This is a genomic window from Rickettsia endosymbiont of Oedothorax gibbosus, from assembly GCF_936269705.1.
In the GTDB taxonomy this organism is placed as follows: Bacteria; Pseudomonadota; Alphaproteobacteria; order Rickettsiales; family Rickettsiaceae; genus Tisiphia.
This window is the reverse complement of sequence record NZ_OW370493.1, coordinates 220,334-241,323: the sequence shown is the minus strand read 5'-3', so window position 1 is coordinate 241,323 and position 20,990 is coordinate 220,334. Positions and strand designations below refer to the sequence as shown.

The following is a 20,990-nucleotide window of genomic DNA, read 5'->3' as shown; positions in this document are numbered from 1 at the left end:
AGATATTTTTATTTTCCATAATATATATAATTTATTTAAACTACTATCATCCTATAAATCTTAAAAGATCATTTACTAAAGATTAGAGAATTGTATTTTAAATACAAAACATAATCGCTAATTTTCTGAATTACGTCAATTCGGGATAAGGATATTGTGAACATGTAGATTAAAATCAAATTTTGTTGAAGGTTTATTTTTCTTTAATGAGTAAGCAACAAGAGTAGATAATATATGGACAAAGGCATTTATTGGTGATCTATGTCTAGTATGTTCAAGGTTCATTTTATTTTTTAGATAATCAAAAACTGTTTCAATTAAGTTACGCTTTCGAAGTAAGATTTTTTCTTTCAAATCCATTAATTTATTTTCCATATTCTTCTTAATTCCATGAATCATTTTTAAGCCTCTTTCATATAAATTTAAGAACAAATTTTGCTTAATATAACCTTTATCAGCTGCTATAATTCCAGTTAATCTTTTTGTTAACTCCGGTACTGGAACCCTATCATCTACATTGCCTTTGGTCACTTTTAATGCCATAAACTCCCCTTTATTATTGATTATTACATGTAATTTAAAACCATAAAAATACCCCATAGAGGATTTACTATGTTTGGCTAATCCTTTAAAAACTTTATTGCTATAACGCCTTTTATTGTGACAAGCTTTAATCGTTGTAGAGTCAATAAAATAAATACCTGTTTCCTCACCAAACAACAAATGAATCAACATATTTAGCGGTATGAATAATCGTGCCATTAATTCAACAAATCTATTATAACTCAAGGCTTTGGGAAAATCATCCTTATGCATGCACTCTATATAACTTTTATAGAAAAATTTAAAATTCTTAGCATAGGATGTATGAAACATAATTATTATTGTTAACATTTCACTTAGACTCATGCTACAACAGCGATTTCTTTGCTTATTTGATGGTAATAACTTTCTCTGTTCATACTCCAAATAAATTTTACAAAAATCATCTATAAAACTATATAATTCTGTGATATCTTTTTTCATGCCTGTAGTTTGTTTTTTTGTTTAAAAATATAAATACTGCAGGCACTCCTTTTTGACAATCCTTTTATCTATTACTATTTCATCTATATCTTATCCCGAACTGACGTGAATTATATCCATGTATTTTTTACTTACATATAATACTTAATACTTTTTAACAATTGAAATATTTTACAATACTTAATATATTAAAATAATTTTAATATAAGTTTTAATATATTCTTTCAGGTTAAATATTAGTTAAGCTACAACTTAAATTATTAGACTTCCTGCATAAGTCAAAGAAGTCATCAGGATTTTTAAGAAAAATGAAACCTGCTACCTGCACGTACACAAACGTATGTAAGGAGCAGAGGTGAATTTTGACAACAAAATCACAGACTAAATTAACTTATGTAGGAAGTCTATTGTAAAACAAAAGTATTTTAAACAAGTTCACTGCCATTTATAGTAAAGTATAATTATGCAAGATACAAATACTAACAACTTACGTAATATCATAGGTGATATTAGTACTAAACTGTATAAAAATGATATAGTAGCTGAAATACATTACAGATTAAAAGATCCTTGTTCTGTTTTAAAAAAGATATTAAGAAAAACTATTACTTTGAAAGAATTAACTGATATAATTGCTTTTAGAATTATAGTTGATAAAAAAGAAGATTGTTATAAAGTATTGGCTATTATTTACAATCTCTATTCTGTTAATATCAAGAAGTCTAAAAACTATATTGATAATCCTAAGAATAATGGCTATCGTTCTTTGCATGTTATAGCTGTAGTTGATATTTATGAACGTAACATAGAAATACAAATACGAACCAGAGAGATGCATAATATCGCAGAATTTGGTACAGCAAACCATGATGAATATAAAAAAACACAGGAAACAGAATTAATAAGAAAGTTATTATCTAATGCAGGACTTAATACAGTTGGTATTAATAGTCAGATCAATAATGCATATAATATTTTCGACCAGTTTAATTGGACTATAGCAGAACTTATTGATTATGAGCAGGCAATTGAGAATGTTTGTCGTAATTTGCATGATGTACAATTGAATAAAGTTATTGAATAACTTTCGGACTTTGGACAAAAGCTAAAAAAATTAAGAATATATAGTCAATTCAGGAGAATTTTGTGTTAGAAGTCTGCCTACGATAACTAATTAATTATATTTTGAGCTATTTTTCGGTGAGAATATATATGATTTTTGCAGAAATAGTGTACCTATTTCAAAAAAATCATGTTTATTTGCAGTCAAAAAGAGCCAAATATAAAATTACTTTAGTTATTGCAGCCAGACTCCTAGGCTCTGTGAACAAAATTTTAATTGTTTAGATTTTGAGTATTTTTAAGCGAAAATTAATAAGATTTTTGCCGGAATAGTTAGTTCTATTTCAAAAAAATCCTATAATTTGCAGCTAAAAAGAGTCGAAATCTAGTAATTTAAATTTTGTTCACAGAGCCTAGGAGTTTTATTACCTAATAAATATAATTTAAGGGTATCTATGGCAACTAATTCATTGAACTTATACTAAAGAAATTTTAGAAAAAATTATTTTCTTTTGTCTTGATTTCTTGCCCACTATACTTTAAATTATCTCTAACTAACCTGGATATTGCATGAAGGTGGTATTTATAAAACTCAATAACTAACCAGCTGAAGCTGGTAGGTTGAAGTTGCGACTAGAAGTCACGGATTTACTCTAAAGAGATATTCATTACATTATTAGGCTGATGTGCATCTGAATGATTGTTAATGTAGTTATTGATTATATCATCAGTGACATTACCACTGGTTGAGCTAAAGAAGCCCCTAGCCCAAAAGTGGCGTCCCCAGTAAGTTTTTCTAATTTCAGGAAATTCTTGCTGAATTTTATATGATGAACGTCCTTTAGCTGCTTTAACAAACTGACTAATGGATATATGAGGTGGAATTTCAGCCATAATATGGACATGATCGGCAGATAATATTCCATTGATGATTTTGATACCAAGATATTCTGCTACCTGAGCAATAATTTCTCTAATTCTAATCCTGAGGTTACCTGTGAGTACTTTGTATCGATACTTAGTAATCCAAACGATATGGAAGCGGTGGTAAAATACGGTGTGGCTAGACTTACTATAATCAGTCATATATATTATTCTCTATTCAGAGAATAATATATATGATAACATTAGTAAATTGAAATATTTTAGAACAAGGACTGAAGTCTTTTCCGGCTGAAGCCGGAGGTTTTAACCAAATTTTGGGACAATAAAATGGCAATATCGCTTATAAGTGGTCATGGATATGTTAATTTTCACTTAAATTATGTCTAGATATGCAATTCTTCCTGATTTAAGATAGAATCCCTCCTTACCCCCATTTTTTATTGTACCGGGGACAGTACCATATTAGCTTATTCTATAGCTAATTTTTTCATAACACTATCCCATATATGTTGGTAAGGATAAGATGAAGACAACAAGAATTTAATGCTCCTAGTATTTCTAATAATTACTGCTCCAATTTTGAACAATTTTAAACGCACCGTTCCTACCAAGGCTTTAGCTAATTCAGTACCTTGTAAAAACTTATCATGTATATATTCTACTAATGTATAGGCAAGGCTTGACAAAATTAGTCTGAGTTGATTAGCCCACCATTTATGGCATGAAGTGCGATCGGCAAATAGCTCTAACTGTTGCTCTTTTATACGATTTTCCATATCTCCACGTGCACAGTAATTTTTATCATATAAATCTTCTGGCTTACCTGCTAAATTAGTTACTATATATCTTGGATTCTCACCAAGGCTAGTTACTTCTGCTTTACCAACTATCTTACGATGACGACTCCAGCTATCAGCTTTATATTTAACCTGAGTTTGACGTAAGCACCAAACAAAATGCTAAGCATTATGTAATAACATAAACAAACTGTTGGTGGTGAGCTATGGTAAAAATAAAACCTTCTTTCAAACCAGTTTGTTAGAAAGAATATTTGAAAAGTAAGAAGGGAGGGAGGGATTATAAAGTTCTCGAATAATAACAACAAAATTGGAGAATATATTATGATCCCTCTTACGGAGATTTTCTGCTTAATTGATGATTTTTGCAAGCATTTTGATACGGAGCAAAATAAATATATATTACCAAATCCTAACCGTAAGCGTAAAGTAGTTTGCAGTATAGGACTCTCAGAGATTATTACTATTATAACCTCAGTTTGATGTAAGAGGAAGGTTGAGATTGTTTAATTTTCCAAAAGCTACAGAAATTTTATTAGGCTTAAAAACATAGGCAAGCAGTCCAGCTAATACGTTAGTTTGAAAATTCATAACAGATCTGTGCCTTGTATGGTCTATATGACAAAGGTTTTTTAGTTGATCGTTAATGGTTTCAATAATATACCTTTTATTTAAAAACCGCTTTTTAATAGGATCTATTATTCTTTCTTTCATATTACTTTTAATTTTTGTTATTAGTTCTAAACCTTGATTAGCAAGGGATTGAGTGAGTTTTTTACTGATATACCCACGATCACCAAAAAGCCAGCCTTGTAATTTATCTACTAAATTTTCCACCACTGCTCTATCATCAACATTTCCTGGAGTTAAAGAAAAACTCATAATCTCTCCGCAACTGTTATACCAATTGCAATAATTAACACGGTGTGTTTATCCAGTCTCTATACATAATTGATTTTACTAAATCTACATTATGAGCAAATTGATTCCAAGCGTAACAAGCCATAGTGACGATATCTTCATATACACCATAACATTGGTTAGACAAGAAATGATTTTTGATCCATTCCCAAACTTGTTCCATTGCATTAAGTTCCGGTGCATAGGGCGGAAGCGGTATCAAAGTGATATTGCTTGGCACAGTTAGTTTTTTGGCTGTGTGCCAACCTGCATTATCCGTTAGTAAAGCTATATGTCGGTTGCCTTGAATACTGCGAGAAAGGTCTTCTAAGAATTTATTCATTGCCTGTGTATTTGCATATGGTAAAATTAATGCAAAAGCTTCTCCTGTATCATGGCAAGCAGCTCCATAAATATATGTTGAAATGAATTGCTGTTGCCGAACTTTACGGGGTCTAGTGCCACGCTTAGCCCATATACGAGTTAAGCTACCTTGTTGCCCAACTCGAGTTTCATCCTGAGACCATATATCAACTTTACATCTATCGATATTTTTTGGTAATAATTTTGTTAACATGTCTGGGAAGTTTTTTTATATGTATTTTGAGTCTCTTGATTTGACTTTGGATGCATTGAACGAGAAGTAATCCAGCTAAAACCAAGGCGGTGCATAGTATTGTAGACTGTTTTTAAAGCGCATTTAGCACCATATTCCTCAAGTAACATGATATGTAGCTCCTTTCCAGTTATATACCCACCAGTTTTACTTTCACTGAGCGTATTGATTTTATCAAAAAGAGCAGACTCTTGTATAGTGTTAATCTTCCTAGGGGCGCCGCTTCTTTGTGATTCAAATAATCCTTCAAAACCATGATTCCTAAATCTTCTGAGCCATGATTGCACAGTTTTCCAGTGTGACTTCACTATTTCATACCAATTGCAATAATTAACACGGTGTGTTTATCCAGTCTCTATACATAATTGATTTTACTAAATCTACATTATGAGCAAATTGATTCCAAGCGTAACAAGCCATAGTGACGATATCTTCATATACACCATAACATTGGTTAGACAAGAAATGATTTTTGATCCATTCCCAAACTTGTTCCATTGCATTAAGTTCCGGTGCATAGGGCGGAAGCGGTATCAAAGTGATATTGCTTGGCACAGTTAGTTTTTTGGCTGTGTGCCAACCTGCATTATCCGTTAGTAAAGCTATATGTCGGTTGCCTTGAATACTGCGAGAAAGCTCTTCTAAGAATTTATTCATTGCCTGTGTGTTTGCATATGGTAAAATTAATGCAAAAGCTTCTCCTGTATCATGGCAAGCAGCTCCATAAATATATGTTGAAATGAATTGCTGTTGCCGAACTTTACGGGGTCTAGTGCCACGCTTAGCCCATATACGAGTTAAGCTACCTTGTTGCCCAACTCGAGTTTCATCCTGAGACCATATATCAACTTTACATCTATCGATATTTTTTGGTAATAATTTTGTTAACATGTCTGGGAAGTTTTTTTATATGTATTTTGAGTCTCTTGATTTGACTTTGGATGCATTGAACGAGAAGTAATCCAGCTAAAACCAAGGCGGTGCATAGTATTGTAGACTGTTTTTAAAGCGCATTTAGCACCATATTCCTCAAGTAACATGATATGTAGCTCCTTTCCAGTTATATACCCACCAGTTTTACTTTCACTGAGCGTATTGATTTTATCAAAAAGAGCAGACTCTTGTATAGTGTTAATCTTCCTAGGGGCGCCGCTTCTTTGTGATTCAAATAATCCTTCAAAACCATGATTCCTAAATCTTCTGAGCCATGATTGCACAGTTTTCCAGTGTGACTTCACTATTTCAGATATGGCTTTTAAAGATTTGCCTAATTGAAGGTGATACATCGCCAATAAACGTATACGATTTCGACCATGCGGCTCATGTTTCATCATTTTTATAAAATCATGACCATGAAAACCTTGTGGTAATATTAACCTAGCCATTTGAGTACCTTTATCAGTTAAAAACCCATTTTACACCACTGCGTTAATTATTGCAATTGGTATAATAGGTTTTAATGGCAGAAAATAATAAAGAAATCCATAAGAAAATGTTAAAATATGCTAATAAACCTTATGGATTTCAGTCAATATGCCAATAGAAAATATTATCAAATCACAAAAACAAGGAAAACTTTTTGGTTATAAATTAAAAGAAGAATTAAACTCAAATAATAAGCTATATAAATTAAGAGAATTAATAAATTGGTCTGGTCTAGAAGAATGGTTATCAAAAAATGTTTCTATTAAGAGATTTGGTAGAAATAGAAAATGTCATAGAGTGATGCTTGGTGTAACGATGCTACAAGCAATGTATAATTTTTCAGATTCATTAGCAGAGGAAGAACTAAAAGAAAACATATATTAGCAATATTTCTGTGGGTGGGAATATATAGAAACAGATATAGCGATGTCTGAAACTAGCATAAGAAGATTTCGTAATTTATTAGGTGAATCTGGATATAACGAGATATTAGCAGAGTTGATAAGAGTTGGAATAAGAACTAACACAATTAAAAAAAAAGATTTGGAATTGATAATTGCTGATACAACGGTACAAATTAAGAATATCAAGCACCCACATGATGTTTATTTAATGGATAAAGCTAGGCTTAGTATTGTGAAGCTTTGCCAAAGTTTGGGTATAAGTTTAAACGAAACCTACGCTAGAACCTATAAGCGAGATATAATAAAGCTCTGGAAGTATAAAGAGCATAGCAAAGCCAAGAAGCGTTGGAAAATAATGAAGCATTTAAAAACGTTACTTGGTCGTTTGGTTAGAATATGTGAGCGTGAGATAAAAAATCAGAAATTAAACTTATCTATCAGAGATCAAGAAGTATTGAAAAAAGTAAAACAAATACATAGCCAATCTGTTTTAAAAAGAGAAGAGAAAAAGCAATACAAAGAACAGAATAAAATATTGTATAGTTTTCATGCCCCTGAGGTAGAGTGTATAGTGAAGGGAAAACGAAACAAGCCATATGAGTTTGGCAATAAAGTTGCGGTAGTAGTCAGTGGTCTTAGAAATTTTGTACTGTCAGCAAAATCGTTTCATAATAATCCTTATGATGGTCATACATTGCAGCAGAGTTTTGAAGCGGTAGAAAATGTAACTGGAATAAAGATAAAAAAATCGTTTGTTGATCTTGGTTATACTGGCAGCAATGTTAAATTGGACTTTGGACAAAAACCCCTGTTTTTTCACAAAATAGAAAGTTTTATAAAAAACTAGTATTATAAGTTAACTTTTTAAGATTATTATTAATCTATAGTTAATATTTTTGCAATTTTAGGTAATTATTTTATATAATAGATAAATTATAAGTTGCTAAATATAGGCTAAATTATTTTGTCCAAAGTCCAAGTTAAAGAGAAGAGTAAGGTATATACCCCAAAAACTCGGAAAAAGTTATTGAAAGAAGACAAGTGTATGATCAGGAGACGCAGTGCTATAGAACCAATAATAGGGCATTTGAAACAATATGGCAGGATGGGCAGAAACTTCTTGAAGGGTATGATAGGAGATGTGATCAATCCAATAATCTCTGCTATAGGTTTGAATTTACGATGTATTGCCAATCATTTACACATCATGCCTAACTCTACATAAAAAAATTATCATTAAAAAACTTGCTAAACGATTAAAAAAAATCGTTAACAATAAGCTCATGTAAAAATTTTACTAAAACAGAAATTTTTCAATAAAATTGAAAACAATTGGAGCCTTTCTAATTAAGTGTGTAAATTTTTCATAGGGCTTAAATTCTACCTTCAAATTTTATCAAAAAGTGAGCCATAGCTGCGTTCCAGTTCGGAATCGGCATAACCCATTTCTTGGTCATATAATCAATTGCCAAATATAAGGTCTTAAAAACGGCATTATCATTTGGAAAAACCCTTTTATTCTTAGTAACCTTACGTAATTGGCTATTGACAGATTCTATACTATTAGTTGTGTATATTACTTTCCTTATCGCCTCAGGGTATTCTAGAAAAACCATTAAATTTTCCCAATGAACATACCAAGATTTAGCAATTTGTGGATACTGTTTACTCCATTTAGCTTCAAAAGATTCTAAAGCAAGATGTGCTTCTTCCTCTGTGCTAGCAGTATATATAGGCTTTAAATCAGCCGCTAATTCTTTTCGGTCTTTATATGATACATATTTTAAACTATTTCTAATCTGATGTACAATACATAATTGATGTTCGGTTTTCGGAAAAACTGCTTCTATTGCCTCAGACATACCGGTTAAATTATCACTGCAAGCAATAAGCATGTCTTGCATACCTCTGTTCTTCATCTCAGTAAAATTACCAAGCCAAAATTTAGCTCCTTCATTTTCACTGTTCCACAATCCTAAAATATCCTTCCTTCCAGATAAATCAATACCTAATGCTACATATACAGACTTATTGATAATTCGTTTATCTTGACGTACTTTTACTACTAAACAGTCAAAAAATACTATAGCATATACTCGATCCAATGGTCGGCTTTGCCATATCTTGACATCCTCAATTACATCATCAGTAATTTGACTTATCAAACTTTCGCTAACGTCAGCTCCATACAATTCTTGCATTTGAATCTTAATATCAGATAAGCTCATTCCTTTAGCGTATAACGATATTATTTTATCATCAAATCCTTCAATACGTCTTTGACGCTTCGGAATTAATGCAGGTTCAAATGTACTACTTCTATCCCTTGGAACCTCAATCTCTACAACTCCATTATTTGTTACTAGATTCTTTACTTTACTACCATTACGAACATTATTGCTATCAGTATGACAATATTTATCATATCCTAAGTGATTATTCATCTCTGACTGCAATGCCTTCTCTACAAGCCTTTTGGTTAATTGTTTTAATAAACCATCCTCTTTAAATAAAGTTGATATATCTGTATCATTATTTATTAATAAATCTATTGCTTGATTCATTGCTTCATTTTGTTTGTGACGCATTATAATTTCTCCTTTTGTTATATTATATTTTTATATAACCTTTGAAAAATTTACACACTTATTTGTACAGAGCCTTGCCTCCTTTACTGTTGTTAAAATAATCCGATAAATTTTTTCCTGTTTTAATGATCGCCAAAAACGTTCAATAAAAATATTATCTAAGGCTCGTCCCTTACCATCCATACTAATCAAGATATTATGTAGCTTTAGCATACTAATAAAATTCTCCGAGGTAAATTGTACTCCTTGATCAGTATTAAATATTTTTGGCATACCATATTTTTCTATAGCGTCTTCAAGGGCTGTTACACAAAATTCACTTTCCAAACTAATGGAGATTCGCCAACTTAGAATATAACGACTATACCAGTCAATAATAGCTACTAAATATACGAACCCTTGGCTCAGTCTTATATACGTTATATCTGCACTCCAAACCTGGTTTGGCAATACTATTTCTAATCCTTTTAGTAAATAAGGATATATTTTATGCACTTGATTCCTCTTGCTTAAATTTATTTTAGGATAAACAGCTTCAAGACCCATTATCTTGTAGTAACGTCTAACAGCTTTACGACCTACCGAAAAACCTTGGGCTTGTAAATATTTAGCCATCCGCCGCATACCATAATATGGATGCATAGTATAGGTCTCATCAATTATTGCCATAATCTTGATATCTTGTTCACTAATACCAGTAGGTTGATAGTAATAGGTTGACCTGCTAATATCCAATAACTTACACTGTTGTACAATTGTTAACTTATTATGATTAGGCTCTATCATATTACACCTAACCTTTAATTCCAAACAATGCAGATTTTTTTTTGAGCCAGTCACACTCAACGCTTAACTGACCAATTTGCTCATATAGATTCTTGATTAACCCCTGCTGATTTGGATCAGCACTCTGTGTTTTATTCTTAAAACCTTGTACTAACAACTCAAGACCTTGTTTTTTCCAGTTACTTATCTGTGTTGCATGAACACCATACTTACTGGTTATCTGGGCTATTGTTAGCTCTCCCTTAATTGCTTCTATGACAATTTTGGCTTTCTCCTCAGCACTATATTGCCTTACTTGTTTTTTCATCTCTAGCTCTCCTTGTTTGCTAAAGAATTCTATCTCATTTTTCTTATTTTTCTGTCCAAAATATTGGAACCATTATACTGTATCATTATTTATTAATAAATCTATTGCTTGATTCATTGCTTCATTTTGTTTGTGACGCATTATAATTTCTCCTTTTGTTATATTATATTTTTATATAACCTTTGAAAAATTTACACACTTATTTGTACAGAGCCGAGTAACAACCAAATTAACAGCCAAAATAGCAACCAAAATGCTAATTATTTAAAACGTAAACAAGATACCAGAAAAAAGATCATGCTAGGAGGTTTAATAATAAAGGCAGGACTGGATTACTTACATCCAGAAAATGTTGAAGTTCTTTATGGTATGCTGCTGACAGACAAAAGGCTACTTAACAACAATCCAGAAGTTGCCGAATGTTGGAGAGAAATTGGTAAAGATTTAAAAAAAAATATAAGCAAGCGGCAATAAAGGTAAATATATAGCTAACCCGATTAACATTACACCGTCATTGCAAGGAGGCGTGAGCCGACGAAGCAATCCATTTCTACCAACTTTCTTGGATTGCTTCGTCGCTACTAAAGTAGCTCCTCGCAATCTGATGTACCCCCACGAAATTGTTGCAAAATAGCAAGAATTGATAGAATATCATCATTATTTAATGATGATGGAGATAGTAGGTTATGGATGTAAAAACAGTATTAAATGATTGGGTTATAGGTGTGGTAGGCTATAGCCAAGGTATGCAAAGAATTTTCCAACCTAACGCAGTAAAAGATAAAAAAATTTATTCGTATTTTACTCTTGGGAAATTTATTATTGAATTTAATTATTTGCATGCCATAAAACCATTGGTAGAACCCCTTGCATCTATTATAAAGACGGAGCTTTGTCGTGCTTAATTTCGTGGGGATATACCAGCTCGCAATGACGCTAGTTCACTATGGATTAAATACTAATCGTAGTAGCTAAAAAAGCAAACATAAAAAACTAAGTGAACTAAATATAAATGAGACAACTAATAACAATAGCTTTAGTAATCTTACTACCACAAATAACCATTGCCAAGGATTTTGGTATATATGGAACAATTTTCGAGGTTAAAGAAGAAGGATTTTTAACAATGATCCAAAGAAAACTAAGGCTAGTTGATATAGAACAGGAGCAAAGAAAAATGTTAGAAATTGCTAAAAATAGAATAGAAGAACCTGTGTTTGTTACAAATATAAAACGAACTGAGAAACCACAGAATTTTACTTATGAGCCAAGCTATATAGTAAAAGAAGATATTATTTTACCTAATGACAAACTACTTTATGCCCTAGGTACAAGATTGAATCCATTAGATCACATGAGTTTAGACAAGAAACTAATATTTATTAATGGTAAAGATAGCTTGCAAATAGAGTGGTTTAGGCAGCAACAAAGCAACGGAGTAATAAAGGGAGAAGACAAGTTAATATTAATCGCTGGCAGACCGCTGGATTTACAGAAAGAACTAAATAGAGAAGTATATTTTGATCAAGCAGGAATTTTAACGACAAAATTCAAAATTGAGCAAGTCCCAGCGATAATAGAACAAGAAGGCAAGTTGTTAAGAATAAGAGAAGTAGAAATCGATTAGTGGGTGCAAAAAAACAGTTATAATGCACTATGAAACTATTTAACCTAAAGTTTGAGCTAGGTCTAATAATGTTAAAATGGTATTATAACTAAATTAATAAAATTAGAGGTAAATTATGCAAAAATGGCAGTTACAAGAGGCAAAGGAACATTTTGAAGAAATTATTGAACTCGCTGAAAACGGGCAACCTCAATTAGTAAATGATAAGAAGAGGCATAAAGCTGTCTATATTATCTCAGAGGAAGATTATATAGGTGATAAAATAAAACCCCCTATGTCATTTAAAGAATTTTTATTATCCATACCAAAAGTTGATAACGATGATGATGAGGATTTATTTGAAAGAAAACCAAGTAAAGCTAGGGAAGATATTGATATATGAGATATTTACTTGATACTAATATATTGTCAGAGTTCCGTAAGAAAAGTCCAAATAGCCAGGTAATATCTTGGTTATATCAAGTAGCTATAGAATCATTATATATAAGTTACTTAACAATCGGTGAGATTCAAAAAGGGATTGCTAAAAAGAGACAGACAGATTTAGTAGCATCATTAAGTTTAGAAAGGTGGCAAGATATTTTAATTAAAAATTATACCGCTAGAACCATTGGTATAGATAGTATAGATGTATGTAAATGTTGGGGAGAATTACTTGCTATTGATTCTACAAATCAGGTAGATAGCCTACTTGCTGCACAAGCAATAGTTCATGACATGGTTTTAGTTACTCGTAATACTAAACATTTTAATAAATTTGGAGTGAAATTACTAAATCCTTTTGAAGAATTTGGATTTAAATGATGTAAGAGGCAAAAAGTTGACAAATATTAATAATGCAGCCTTGAGCAGAAAGTTTGGCGACCCAGCTCAAGGTGCAAAGACACGGTTAAGCATCATACTGATAGTGGCTATTTTTATGCCATTTTCAGCATCTGCAAGTATCACATGTAAAGGGCACTTTGTCAACCCAATTACTGACATTTGTTGGAGTTGCATATTACCGATAAATATAGGCAACGTCATTAATATTGGTAGTGGTGTCCTGCCTAAACAAAGAGATACCAAAAATCCCTCATCACCAGTTTGTCTATGTATAAAAGCAAATGTTCCTGTACCAGGAATAGCAGTAGGATTTTGGGAACCAGTAAGACTTATTGATGTTACGAGAACACCTTATTGTATGACTAATCTTGGTGGAGAACCGCTATCATCTCTTGGATATGATGCAAAAAGGATTAGTAGCTTCAATAGAGGATATGATGATAGGCATGTTCACGATAGTTTTTACCATGTCCATTATTATATTTACCCACTAATTTATTGGCTTGAACTTATCACTGATTTTATCTGTTTAGAACAAAATAGCTTTGATGTGGCTTATATGAGTGAATTTGATGTTACTTGGAATGATGAGAAATTGCAGAGCTTGTTAAATCCTGAAGCTTTTTTATTTGCTAACCCTATAGCCCAGGCAGCTTGTGCCTTAGATTGTGCAAGTAGCACAGTCAGGTTGCCATTAGATAGTATGTTTTGGTGTGCTGGTTGTTGGGGTAATATGTATCCATTTTCTGGGGCAAATGCTGACCATGTTGGTGGAGTTCAGAGTAGTAGTTTACTAGCTACCCGAATAATTGCCAAGATGCACCGAATAGGATTAGCAGAGGAGACGTCAACTGATGAAAACACTTCTCTAACAGGTGGTGGTAAATTATGCCGTAAGTCTAAGGCATTAAAGATTAAAAAGAGTCAATATAAGCTACAGATGGTCAACCCAGTATCAACGTCCAGCAGTATTGGTTGTTGGTCTTTGGGCTTAAGTGACATGATGTATTCAACATTTAAAGAATATCCGTATGACGGACAAGATTGGGGGTACTTAGTATGGCGAAAGAAAAATTGCTGTGCCTTTTAGTTGCATTGCTATTTGGCATTAGTCACTTAACTATAGCACAAAATATCAGCAACGCTAATAGCGAATTGCTAAATAACATAAAAAATATTGAGGCAACTGATCAGCAGCAAAATTTTGCTAAAGAATTGAGACATGCAGGACAAATATTAACAAGAGAAGCTATTTTACAAAAGTTGCGTGAGTTAGATGAGCAACATTGTTTGAAACAACATCAAAATTGCGGTGATAAAGAATTGTGGGACAAAGAACTTATTAATTCAGCAGTGCTTAAGATATTTGTAAGTAGCGGGATGCCAGGTAATTTACTGAGGATATATCATCAACAAGCAGTTAAATATGGTGGAACATTGGTATTTAAGGGATTACCCAATGGTAGCTTTAAAGAACTTACCAAACTAGTTATGTCGATATCAAAAAATGGTGAAGCAGGCAGTATGCAAATAGATGATGAAGCCTTTGACCAGTTTGGTATTAACGTTGTCCCAGCTATTTTGCTGGTTAAACAACAAGGTTACTTAGATGGGTGTTTTGGTAAATTTTGCAAAGTTACTTACGATAAGATTACTGGCAGTATCTCCGTTAAAAAGGCTTTAGAGAAATTTGCAGTTAATGGTGATTTATCACAAGAAGCCGAGAGGTTACTGAAAAATGATTAAATTTAAAATAACATTTAAAAACTTTTGGTATATGAGTTGTTGGTTGCTAAAGCTCACTGTAGTCCTACTAACATTCTGGCAGCTAACTAGCTTAGCTGTATATACGGAACCTACTGCTAAAACTAATGTCAATAAAGTAGACCCGTTATTTAATGAAAAAATAGAGAACTATAAAGGTTTTGAACAAGTTTTAGAAAGACAAAAGGCATCTGCAGTAAAAGGAGCTGAATCTGAAACAGGTTTTAATGATCTAGTTGGCAGCAGGCAGGCAAGATCTAAGGGATCAGAATTAAGTAATATTAGGGCAGAAGAGCTTGAAGGTTCTGGAATAAGAGAATCATTTAAAGAAGCTTGGGTTAATGAATATCTAGTTGATTACTCTAGACCTGGAATGATGAGACATAAGGACGATGCAAATAGCATAACTGAAGGAACAGGGCAAATGATGGCAAGTTTATTAGTTTTTTTGAAAAGGTTAGATATTACGTCAATTCGGGATAAGGATATTGTGAACATGTAGATTAAAATCAAATTTTGTTGAAGGTTTATTTTTCTTTAATGAGTAAGCAACAAGAGTAGATAATATATGGACAAAGGCATTTATTGGTGATCTATGTCTAGTATGTTCAAGGTTCATTTTATTTTTTAGATAATCAAAAACTGTTTCAATTAAGTTACGCTTTCGAAGTAAGATTTTTTCTTTCAAATCCATTAATTTATTTTCCATATTCTTCTTAATTCCATGAATCATTTTTAAGCCTCTTTCATATAAATTTAAGAACAAATTTTGCTTAATATAACCTTTATCAGCTGCTATAATTCCAGTTAATCTTTTTGTTAACTCCGGTACTGGAACCCTATCATCTACATTGCCTTTGGTCACTTTTAATGCCATAAACTCCCCTTTATTATTGATTATTACATGTAATTTAAAACCATAAAAATACCCCATAGAGGATTTACTATGTTTGGCTAATCCTTTAAAAACTTTATTGCTATAACGCCTTTTATTGTGACAAGCTTTAATCGTTGTAGAGTCAATAAAATAAATACCTGTTTCCTCACCAAACAACAAATGAATCAACATATTTAGCGGTATGAATAATCGTGCCATTAATTCAACAAATCTATTATAACTCAAGGCTTTGGGAAAATCATCCTTATGCATGCACTCTATATAACTTTTATAGAAAAATTTAAAATTCTTAGCATAGGATGTATGAAACATAATTATTATTGTTAACATTTCACTTAGACTCATGCTACAACAGCGATTTCTTTGCTTATTTGATGGTAATAACTTTCTCTGTTCATACTCCAAATAAATTTTACAAAAATCATCTATAAAACTATATAATTCTGTGATATCTTTTTTCATGCCTGTAGTTTGTTTTTTTGTTTAAAAATATAAATACTGCAGGCACTCCTTTTTGACAATCCTTTTATCTATTACTATTTCATCTATATCTTATCCCGAACTGACGTGTATTGCAAACTGGCTCCTCGCAATGACGTTTGAAAAAAAGGAAAATAGGTAAAAAATATGGAACTTGATTTAACAATTCATACTTACGGTTATTACGATGCTTTGTACTATGTGTTAAATGGTCTGGCAATGTTACGCAATAGTGAATTTTATACAGATTTAGTAAATAGTCTATGCATAATTACCGGATGCTATTATGCAGTAAAAATGTCGTACAGTAATAGTAATATGGTGTGGAGGGCATATGTGTTTAAAGTAATTGGTATGATTATACTAATTAACACATTATTACTACCTAAAACAGAAATGATTGTTAAAGATCATGTCACTAAAAGAATAGGTAAGATTGATAATATTCCCATAGCTTTTGCCCTTCCTGTTGGAATATTAGAGGAATTTGGTCATTTGATCACTATCGGTTTTGAGCAAGTATATGCACCGATAGAGTCTCTTGTTTCTGGGTCATCTACATTTTCTTATTATAATTATGGGATGTTATTTGGTGCAAGACTAAAAAAGGAATTACGTCAGGTTCGCATAAAAGACCCAGAATTTGTAGAAAATATGCGATCTTTTATCAAGCAATGTATTGTACTTCCAGCAATGATCAGCTACCAATTTACTCCTAAACAATTAATAGATACTCCAGATATTTGGAAATTAGTAAGTAGCAAAGCTGGAACTTTAACTCGTCTTTATCTGCGGATAGGAGATAAAATGCATAATGTCACTTGTAGAGAGGCAGTAAATTTCTTTGAAAATTATTTTGATGAAGAAATCAAAAGAGTAGTGTCAAAAAATGCCAATACAGAATTTGCTTTAGCAAGAGAGGGAGCAGATTATACTCCATCAACTAGCTCATCAATTATATCAAATGTTTTAGAGAAAAATATTAAAGCACTCTATGGTGGTGGTCAAAAAGCGGGTGACATACTACGTCAGCAAATGATGATCAATAGTATATCTGACTATACATCCGGTAACTATGCAATGGCAAGAGCACGAACTAACCAAGAAAGCGGCTGGCTATTATCAAGCGATATGGCAAGCTTATATCTACCAATGTTACTAGTGGTAATAAAATGTATAGTCTATGCATCATTTATATTCTTAGTGCCAATGCTGATCTTTAGTGGTGGCATAGCAAAATATACTTCTTACCTAACCCTAGTGGCATCACTACAATTATGGTCAGCATTAAGTGCCATTATTAATATGATTATGGGTACGTATAGTCATTTAAAGACTGGCTCAAATTTAATGTTAAGTTTCAGTAGTAGCAGTACAATCACCAATCATGTTGATACAATAGTAACAGTAGCAGCAGGTTTACAAATGGTAATACCATTTTTGGCATTTGCTATTATGCAAGGTGGAGTTAGCAGTCTTGGTCACTTAGCTGGATCAATTATTGGTGGGCTGCAAGCAACAGGTGGTAGTATAGGAGCAGAGGCAGCAAGTGGTAATAGAAGCATTGATAATATTTCAGAAGGGAACAGTCAGCAATATATGAAATCAGGATATAAGACCGACCATAATATGCAATATGTTGAAGGAGGTAATAGCTGGCAGCAAGCTGATGGTAGTATAGCTCGCAATAATCCTGATGGCAACGTAATTTACACTGGCGGTCAAGGTATTAATACTTCGGTTGGTATCACCAAATTTAATCTGGAACAAACAACCCAAAATCATGTGACTCAAGGCATACACACGTCTGAAAGTTTGTTGAAATCAGATCAAAGATCACTATCAGATGCAAAGAGTAACACTTTTAGTAAAACAGCTGATTTTGTTTCCAACTTAGCACAGCGTGAACATAGTGGGGAAAGCTGTAATTATGATATAATGGGAGAGCAAGGCAAGTCACTTCAGCGAGCAATAAACAGCGTAAGAACTCTTAAAGAACAATATGGATATAGTTGGCAACAAGCAACAGATGCAGCGTTAAAAGCATCTATGACTGCGGCTACTCCACTAAAAGGACTTACTGGTATTGGTGTCTCTGGTAGTGTAGAAGGTTCAGTTACTGCTAGAAATATAAGCGATCAGTTTTTTATGGAGGATAATGATACATCAACACAAAATAATACTCATGAAGATTACAACAATATAGTCAAAGCAGCATCAAGTGAAGTATGGGGAAAAGATAATAGTGCTGAGAAACATTATAGCGATGCAGTAAGAAGTAGCTATGAAGAACAGAAAAGATTAGAGGCACAAGTATCAATGCGTCAAGAAACAGTAGATAATTGGTATAAAACAAAAAGCAAACTTGAATTAGAATCAGCGACAGTTAACAAAGATATGTATCAAGAAGTGTTAGACCGCTGCGTAATAGAGTTTGGTATGGATGCAAACTCCGTGAGGAAGCTAATAGACAAAAGGCATCCTGACGTGATGAAAGTATGGAATAAAATAGCATCTGAAGAATTACAAAATTTAATACCTGAAATAAATAGCGGTAAGCAGCAAGTATCTGGTCAGCATGCAGAAAAAGCATTGAATGATTTTAGCAATGAACATGATAAGCTAATTAATAGAAGTCCTGAATCACAAGTTAAAGAAATAGCAACAAAAAGCGGTATTAATACTAATAATGAAGAATTTATGGCGAATATTAAAGGTAAAGAGGGAAAACTTAAAAATAAGTTTGAAGAAGTAACGAGCCTTTCTAATTAAGTGTGTAAATTTTTCATAGGGCTTAAATTCTACCTTCAAATTTGGCTCTGTACAAATAAGTGTGTAAATTTTTCAAAGGTTATATAAAAATATAATATAACAAAAGGAGAAATTATAATGCGTCACAAACAAAATGAAGCAATGAATCAAGCAATAGATTTATTAATAAATAATGATACAGATATATCAACTTTATTTAAAGAGGATGGTTTATTAAAACAATTAACCAAAAGGCTTGTAGAGAAGGCATTGCAGTCAGAGATGAATAATCACTTAGGATATGATAAATATTGTCATACTGATAGCAATAATGTTCGTAATGGTAGTAAAGTAAAGAATCTAGTAACAAATAATGGAGTTGTAGAGATTGAGGTTCCAAGGGATAGAAGTAGTACATTTGAACCTGCATTAATTCCGAAGCGTCAAAGACGTATTGAAGGATTTGATGATAAAATAATATCGTTATACGCTAAAGGAATGAGCTTATCTGATATTAAGATTCAAATGCAAGAATTGTATGGAGCTGACGTTAGCGAAAGTTTGATAAGTCAAATTACTGATGATGTAATTGAGGATGTCAAGATATGGCAAAGCCGACCATTGGATCGAGTATATGCTATAGTATTTTTTGACTGTTTAGTAGTAAAAGTACGTCAAGATAAACGAATTATCAATAAGTCTGTATATGTAGCATTAGGTATTGATTTATCTGGAAGGAAGGATATTTTAGGATTGTGGAACAGTGAAAATGAAGGAGCTAAATTTTGGCTTGGTAATTTTACTGAGATGAAGAACAGAGGTATGCAAGACATGCTTATTGCTTGCAGTGATAATTTAACCGGTATGTCTGAGGCAATAGAAGCAGTTTTTCCGAAAACCGAACATCAATTATGTATTGTACATCAGATTAGAAATAGTTTAAAATATGTATCATATAAAGACCGAAAAGAATTAGCGGCTGATTTAAAGCCTATATATACTGCTAGCACAGAGGAAGAAGCACATCTTGCTTTAGAATCTTTTGAAGCTAAATGGAGTAAACAGTATCCACAAATTGCTAAATCTTGGTATGTTCATTGGGAAAATTTAATGGTTTTTCTAGAATACCCTGAGGCGATAAGGAAAGTAATATACACAACTAATAGTATAGAATCTGTCAATAGCCAATTACGTAAGGTTACTAAGAATAAAAGGGTTTTTCCAAATGATAATGCCGTTTTTAAGACCTTATATTTGGCAATTGATTATATGACCAAGAAATGGGTTATGCCGATTCCGAACTGGAACGCAGCTATGGCTCACTTTTTGATAAAATTTGAAGGTAGAATTTAAGCCCTATGAAAAATTTACACACTTAATTAGAAAGGCTCTACAAAACCATTGAAAGACAATTGTTTTCATTATTTACCTATGGCTTTGATCATATCAAAAATGCTTTTTATCAATCTACAACAGCCATAACGCAGCTAATATCCACATTATTAATACCTCCCAAACAAAAACTTTTTTCTATCCTAATACCATCTTTACAAAAATTGTAGGGTACTATGGTCCTATACTGCAAACTACTTTACGCTTACGGTTAGGATTTGGTAATATATATTTATTTTGCTCCGTATCAAAATGCTTGCAAAAATCATCAATTAAGCAGAAAATCTCCGTAAGAGGGATCATAATATATTCTCCAATTTTGTTGTTATTATTCGAGAACTTTATAATCCCTCCCTTCTTACTTTTCAAATATTCTTTCTCCTAACACACTAGTTTGAAAGAAGGTTTTATTTTTACCATAGCTCACCACCAACAGTTTGTTTATGTTATTACATAA

At 32.3% G+C, this 20,990-nt stretch carries 24 protein-coding genes and 4 pseudogenes; 15 read left to right on the top strand and 13 right to left on the bottom strand.

The genetic code is table 11. The annotated features are described in order from the left end of the window. Positions 1 to 135 precede the first annotated feature (135 nt). A complete protein-coding gene (locus NBW66_RS01325) occupies positions 136 to 1,026 on the bottom strand; it encodes an IS982 family transposase (protein ID WP_250310582.1) in 891 nt (296 codons plus the stop codon). Between the two features lie 463 nt (positions 1,027 to 1,489). Here NBW66_RS01325 and NBW66_RS01320 point away from each other — a divergent pair, with 463 nt between their 5' ends. Then, a complete protein-coding gene (locus NBW66_RS01320) occupies positions 1,490 to 2,110 on the top strand; it encodes a bifunctional (p)ppGpp synthetase/guanosine-3',5'-bis(diphosphate) 3'-pyrophosphohydrolase (protein ID WP_250311514.1) in 621 nt (206 codons plus the stop codon). A 626-nt stretch (positions 2,111 to 2,736) separates the two neighbouring features. Here NBW66_RS01320 and tnpA read toward each other — a convergent pair. Together tnpA and NBW66_RS01310 are read right to left on the bottom strand one after the other, a co-directional pair. Continuing rightward, positions 2,737 to 3,174 (bottom strand): IS200/IS605 family transposase, encoded by a 438-nt coding sequence (tnpA, locus tag NBW66_RS01315; protein ID WP_250310592.1) that lies wholly within the window; start codon positions 3,172 to 3,174, stop codon positions 2,737 to 2,739. Positions 3,175 to 3,440: 266 nt separating this feature from the next. After that, positions 3,441 to 3,896: pseudogene (locus NBW66_RS01310) on the bottom strand (transposase); the annotation flags it as partial. A 198-nt stretch (positions 3,897 to 4,094) separates the two neighbouring features. On the opposite strand from NBW66_RS01310, the pseudogene NBW66_RS01305 reads away from it, so the two are divergent. Further along, a pseudogene (locus tag NBW66_RS01305) lies at positions 4,095 to 4,241 on the top strand (IS982 family transposase); the annotation flags it as partial. A 3-nt stretch (positions 4,242 to 4,244) separates the two neighbouring features. Here NBW66_RS01305 and NBW66_RS01300 read toward each other — a convergent pair. The 5 genes and pseudogenes from NBW66_RS01300 to NBW66_RS01280 all read right to left on the bottom strand — a co-directional run. Continuing rightward, a pseudogene (locus NBW66_RS01300) lies at positions 4,245 to 4,670 on the bottom strand (IS982 family transposase); the annotation flags it as partial. A 16-nt stretch (positions 4,671 to 4,686) separates the two neighbouring features. Next, positions 4,687 to 5,247, bottom strand: a complete 561-nt coding sequence (locus NBW66_RS01295) for an IS630 family transposase (RefSeq protein ID WP_250311512.1) — start codon at positions 5,245 to 5,247, stop codon at positions 4,687 to 4,689. Continuing rightward, a complete protein-coding gene (locus tag NBW66_RS01290; RefSeq protein WP_250311511.1) occupies positions 5,241 to 5,594 on the bottom strand; it encodes a helix-turn-helix domain-containing protein in 354 nt (117 codons plus the stop codon). The genes NBW66_RS01295 and NBW66_RS01290 overlap by 7 nt, the downstream gene beginning before the upstream one ends. 22 nt (positions 5,595 to 5,616) lie before the next feature. After that, a complete protein-coding gene (locus NBW66_RS01285) occupies positions 5,617 to 6,177 on the bottom strand; it encodes an IS630 family transposase (RefSeq protein ID WP_250310543.1) in 561 nt (186 codons plus the stop codon). After that, positions 6,171 to 6,671: a helix-turn-helix domain-containing protein gene (locus NBW66_RS01280; protein WP_250310542.1), complete on the bottom strand. Its 501-nt coding sequence runs from the start codon at positions 6,669 to 6,671 to the stop codon at positions 6,171 to 6,173. The genes NBW66_RS01285 and NBW66_RS01280 overlap by 7 nt, the downstream gene beginning before the upstream one ends. 148 nt (positions 6,672 to 6,819) lie before the next feature. On the opposite strand from NBW66_RS01280, the gene NBW66_RS01275 reads away from it, so the two are divergent. Both NBW66_RS01275 and NBW66_RS01270 read left to right on the top strand, forming a co-directional pair. Beyond that, complete coding sequence (locus NBW66_RS01275) at positions 6,820 to 7,095, top strand: transposase (RefSeq protein WP_250311510.1); 276 nt, start codon at positions 6,820 to 6,822, stop codon at positions 7,093 to 7,095. Positions 7,096 to 7,137: 42 nt separating this feature from the next. Beyond that, on the top strand, positions 7,138 to 7,962 hold the full coding sequence (locus NBW66_RS01270) for a hypothetical protein (protein WP_250311509.1): 825 nt from the start codon (positions 7,138 to 7,140) through the stop codon (positions 7,960 to 7,962). Positions 7,963 to 8,488: 526 nt separating this feature from the next. On the opposite strand, the gene NBW66_RS01265 is transcribed toward NBW66_RS01270, so the two are convergent. The 3 genes from NBW66_RS01265 to NBW66_RS01255 are packed head-to-tail and all read right to left on the bottom strand — an operon-like array spanning position 8,489 to position 10,796. Continuing rightward, positions 8,489 to 9,703: an IS256 family transposase gene (locus NBW66_RS01265; RefSeq protein WP_250310568.1), complete on the bottom strand. Its 1,215-nt coding sequence runs from the start codon at positions 9,701 to 9,703 to the stop codon at positions 8,489 to 8,491. A 30-nt stretch (positions 9,704 to 9,733) separates the two neighbouring features. Next, positions 9,734 to 10,489 carry an IS3 family transposase gene (locus NBW66_RS01260; protein ID WP_250311508.1) on the bottom strand — a complete coding sequence of 252 codons (756 nt, stop codon included), beginning with the start codon at positions 10,487 to 10,489 and terminating at the stop codon, positions 9,734 to 9,736. A gap of 7 nt (positions 10,490 to 10,496) precedes the next feature. After that, complete coding sequence (locus NBW66_RS01255; protein WP_094649795.1) at positions 10,497 to 10,796, bottom strand: transposase; 300 nt, start codon at positions 10,794 to 10,796, stop codon at positions 10,497 to 10,499. Between the two features lie 297 nt (positions 10,797 to 11,093). On the opposite strand from NBW66_RS01255, the gene NBW66_RS14835 reads away from it, so the two are divergent. The 8 genes from NBW66_RS14835 to NBW66_RS01215 all read left to right on the top strand — a co-directional run bounded on the left by NBW66_RS14835 (position 11,094) and on the right by NBW66_RS01215 (position 15,514). Further along, complete coding sequence (locus NBW66_RS14835; protein WP_250311507.1) at positions 11,094 to 11,270, top strand: conjugal transfer protein TraD; 177 nt, start codon at positions 11,094 to 11,096, stop codon at positions 11,268 to 11,270. Between the two features lie 212 nt (positions 11,271 to 11,482). Continuing rightward, a complete protein-coding gene (locus NBW66_RS01245) occupies positions 11,483 to 11,701 on the top strand; it encodes a hypothetical protein (RefSeq protein WP_250311506.1) in 219 nt (72 codons plus the stop codon). 107 nt (positions 11,702 to 11,808) lie between these two features. Beyond that, positions 11,809 to 12,423, top strand: a complete 615-nt coding sequence (locus NBW66_RS01240) for a conjugal transfer protein TraW (RefSeq protein WP_250311505.1) — start codon at positions 11,809 to 11,811, stop codon at positions 12,421 to 12,423. Positions 12,424 to 12,538: 115 nt separating this feature from the next. Then, positions 12,539 to 12,805, top strand: coding sequence for a type II toxin-antitoxin system prevent-host-death family antitoxin (locus NBW66_RS01235; RefSeq protein ID WP_250311504.1), 267 nt, complete (start codon positions 12,539 to 12,541; stop codon positions 12,803 to 12,805). Beyond that, the gene (locus NBW66_RS01230; RefSeq protein ID WP_250311503.1) at positions 12,802 to 13,227 is read left to right on the top strand and encodes a type II toxin-antitoxin system VapC family toxin; all 426 of its coding nucleotides are present in this window, start codon (positions 12,802 to 12,804) and stop codon (positions 13,225 to 13,227) included. The genes NBW66_RS01235 and NBW66_RS01230 overlap by 4 nt, the downstream gene beginning before the upstream one ends. A 16-nt stretch (positions 13,228 to 13,243) precedes the next feature. Next, entirely contained in the window at positions 13,244 to 14,338 is a 1,095-nt protein-coding gene (gene traU / locus NBW66_RS01225; RefSeq protein ID WP_250311502.1) for a conjugal transfer pilus assembly protein TraU, read from the top strand. Continuing rightward, positions 14,308 to 14,994 (top strand): type-F conjugative transfer system pilin assembly protein TrbC, encoded by a 687-nt coding sequence (trbC, locus tag NBW66_RS01220; RefSeq protein WP_250311501.1) that lies wholly within the window; start codon positions 14,308 to 14,310, stop codon positions 14,992 to 14,994. Before traU ends, trbC begins: the two co-directional genes overlap by 31 nt. Further along, a complete protein-coding gene (locus NBW66_RS01215; protein ID WP_250311500.1) occupies positions 14,987 to 15,514 on the top strand; it encodes a hypothetical protein in 528 nt (175 codons plus the stop codon). The genes trbC and NBW66_RS01215 overlap by 8 nt, the downstream gene beginning before the upstream one ends. Here NBW66_RS01215 and NBW66_RS01210 read toward each other — a convergent pair. Further along, on the bottom strand, positions 15,482 to 16,372 hold the full coding sequence (locus NBW66_RS01210) for an IS982 family transposase (RefSeq protein WP_250310582.1): 891 nt from the start codon (positions 16,370 to 16,372) through the stop codon (positions 15,482 to 15,484). The two genes, NBW66_RS01215 and NBW66_RS01210, sit on opposite strands and share 33 nt — an antisense overlap. A gap of 165 nt (positions 16,373 to 16,537) precedes the next feature. On the opposite strand from NBW66_RS01210, the gene NBW66_RS01205 reads away from it, so the two are divergent. The 3 genes from NBW66_RS01205 (at position 16,538) to NBW66_RS01195 (ending at position 20,703) form a co-directional block, all read left to right on the top strand. Continuing rightward, positions 16,538 to 19,162, top strand: a complete 2,625-nt coding sequence (locus NBW66_RS01205) for a conjugal transfer protein TraG N-terminal domain-containing protein (RefSeq protein ID WP_284346706.1) — start codon at positions 16,538 to 16,540, stop codon at positions 19,160 to 19,162. Positions 19,163 to 19,279: 117 nt separating this feature from the next. Beyond that, positions 19,280 to 20,494, top strand: coding sequence for an IS256 family transposase (locus NBW66_RS01200; RefSeq protein ID WP_250310568.1), 1,215 nt, complete (start codon positions 19,280 to 19,282; stop codon positions 20,492 to 20,494). Positions 20,495 to 20,553: 59 nt separating this feature from the next. Next, entirely contained in the window at positions 20,554 to 20,703 is a 150-nt protein-coding gene (locus NBW66_RS01195) for a hypothetical protein (RefSeq protein ID WP_250310699.1), read from the top strand. A 10-nt stretch (positions 20,704 to 20,713) separates the two neighbouring features. Here the strand turns inward: NBW66_RS01195 and NBW66_RS14365 are convergent. After that, a pseudogene (locus NBW66_RS14365) lies at positions 20,714 to 20,836 on the bottom strand (IS982 family transposase); the annotation flags it as partial. Between the last annotated feature and the right edge of the window lie 154 nt (positions 20,837 to 20,990).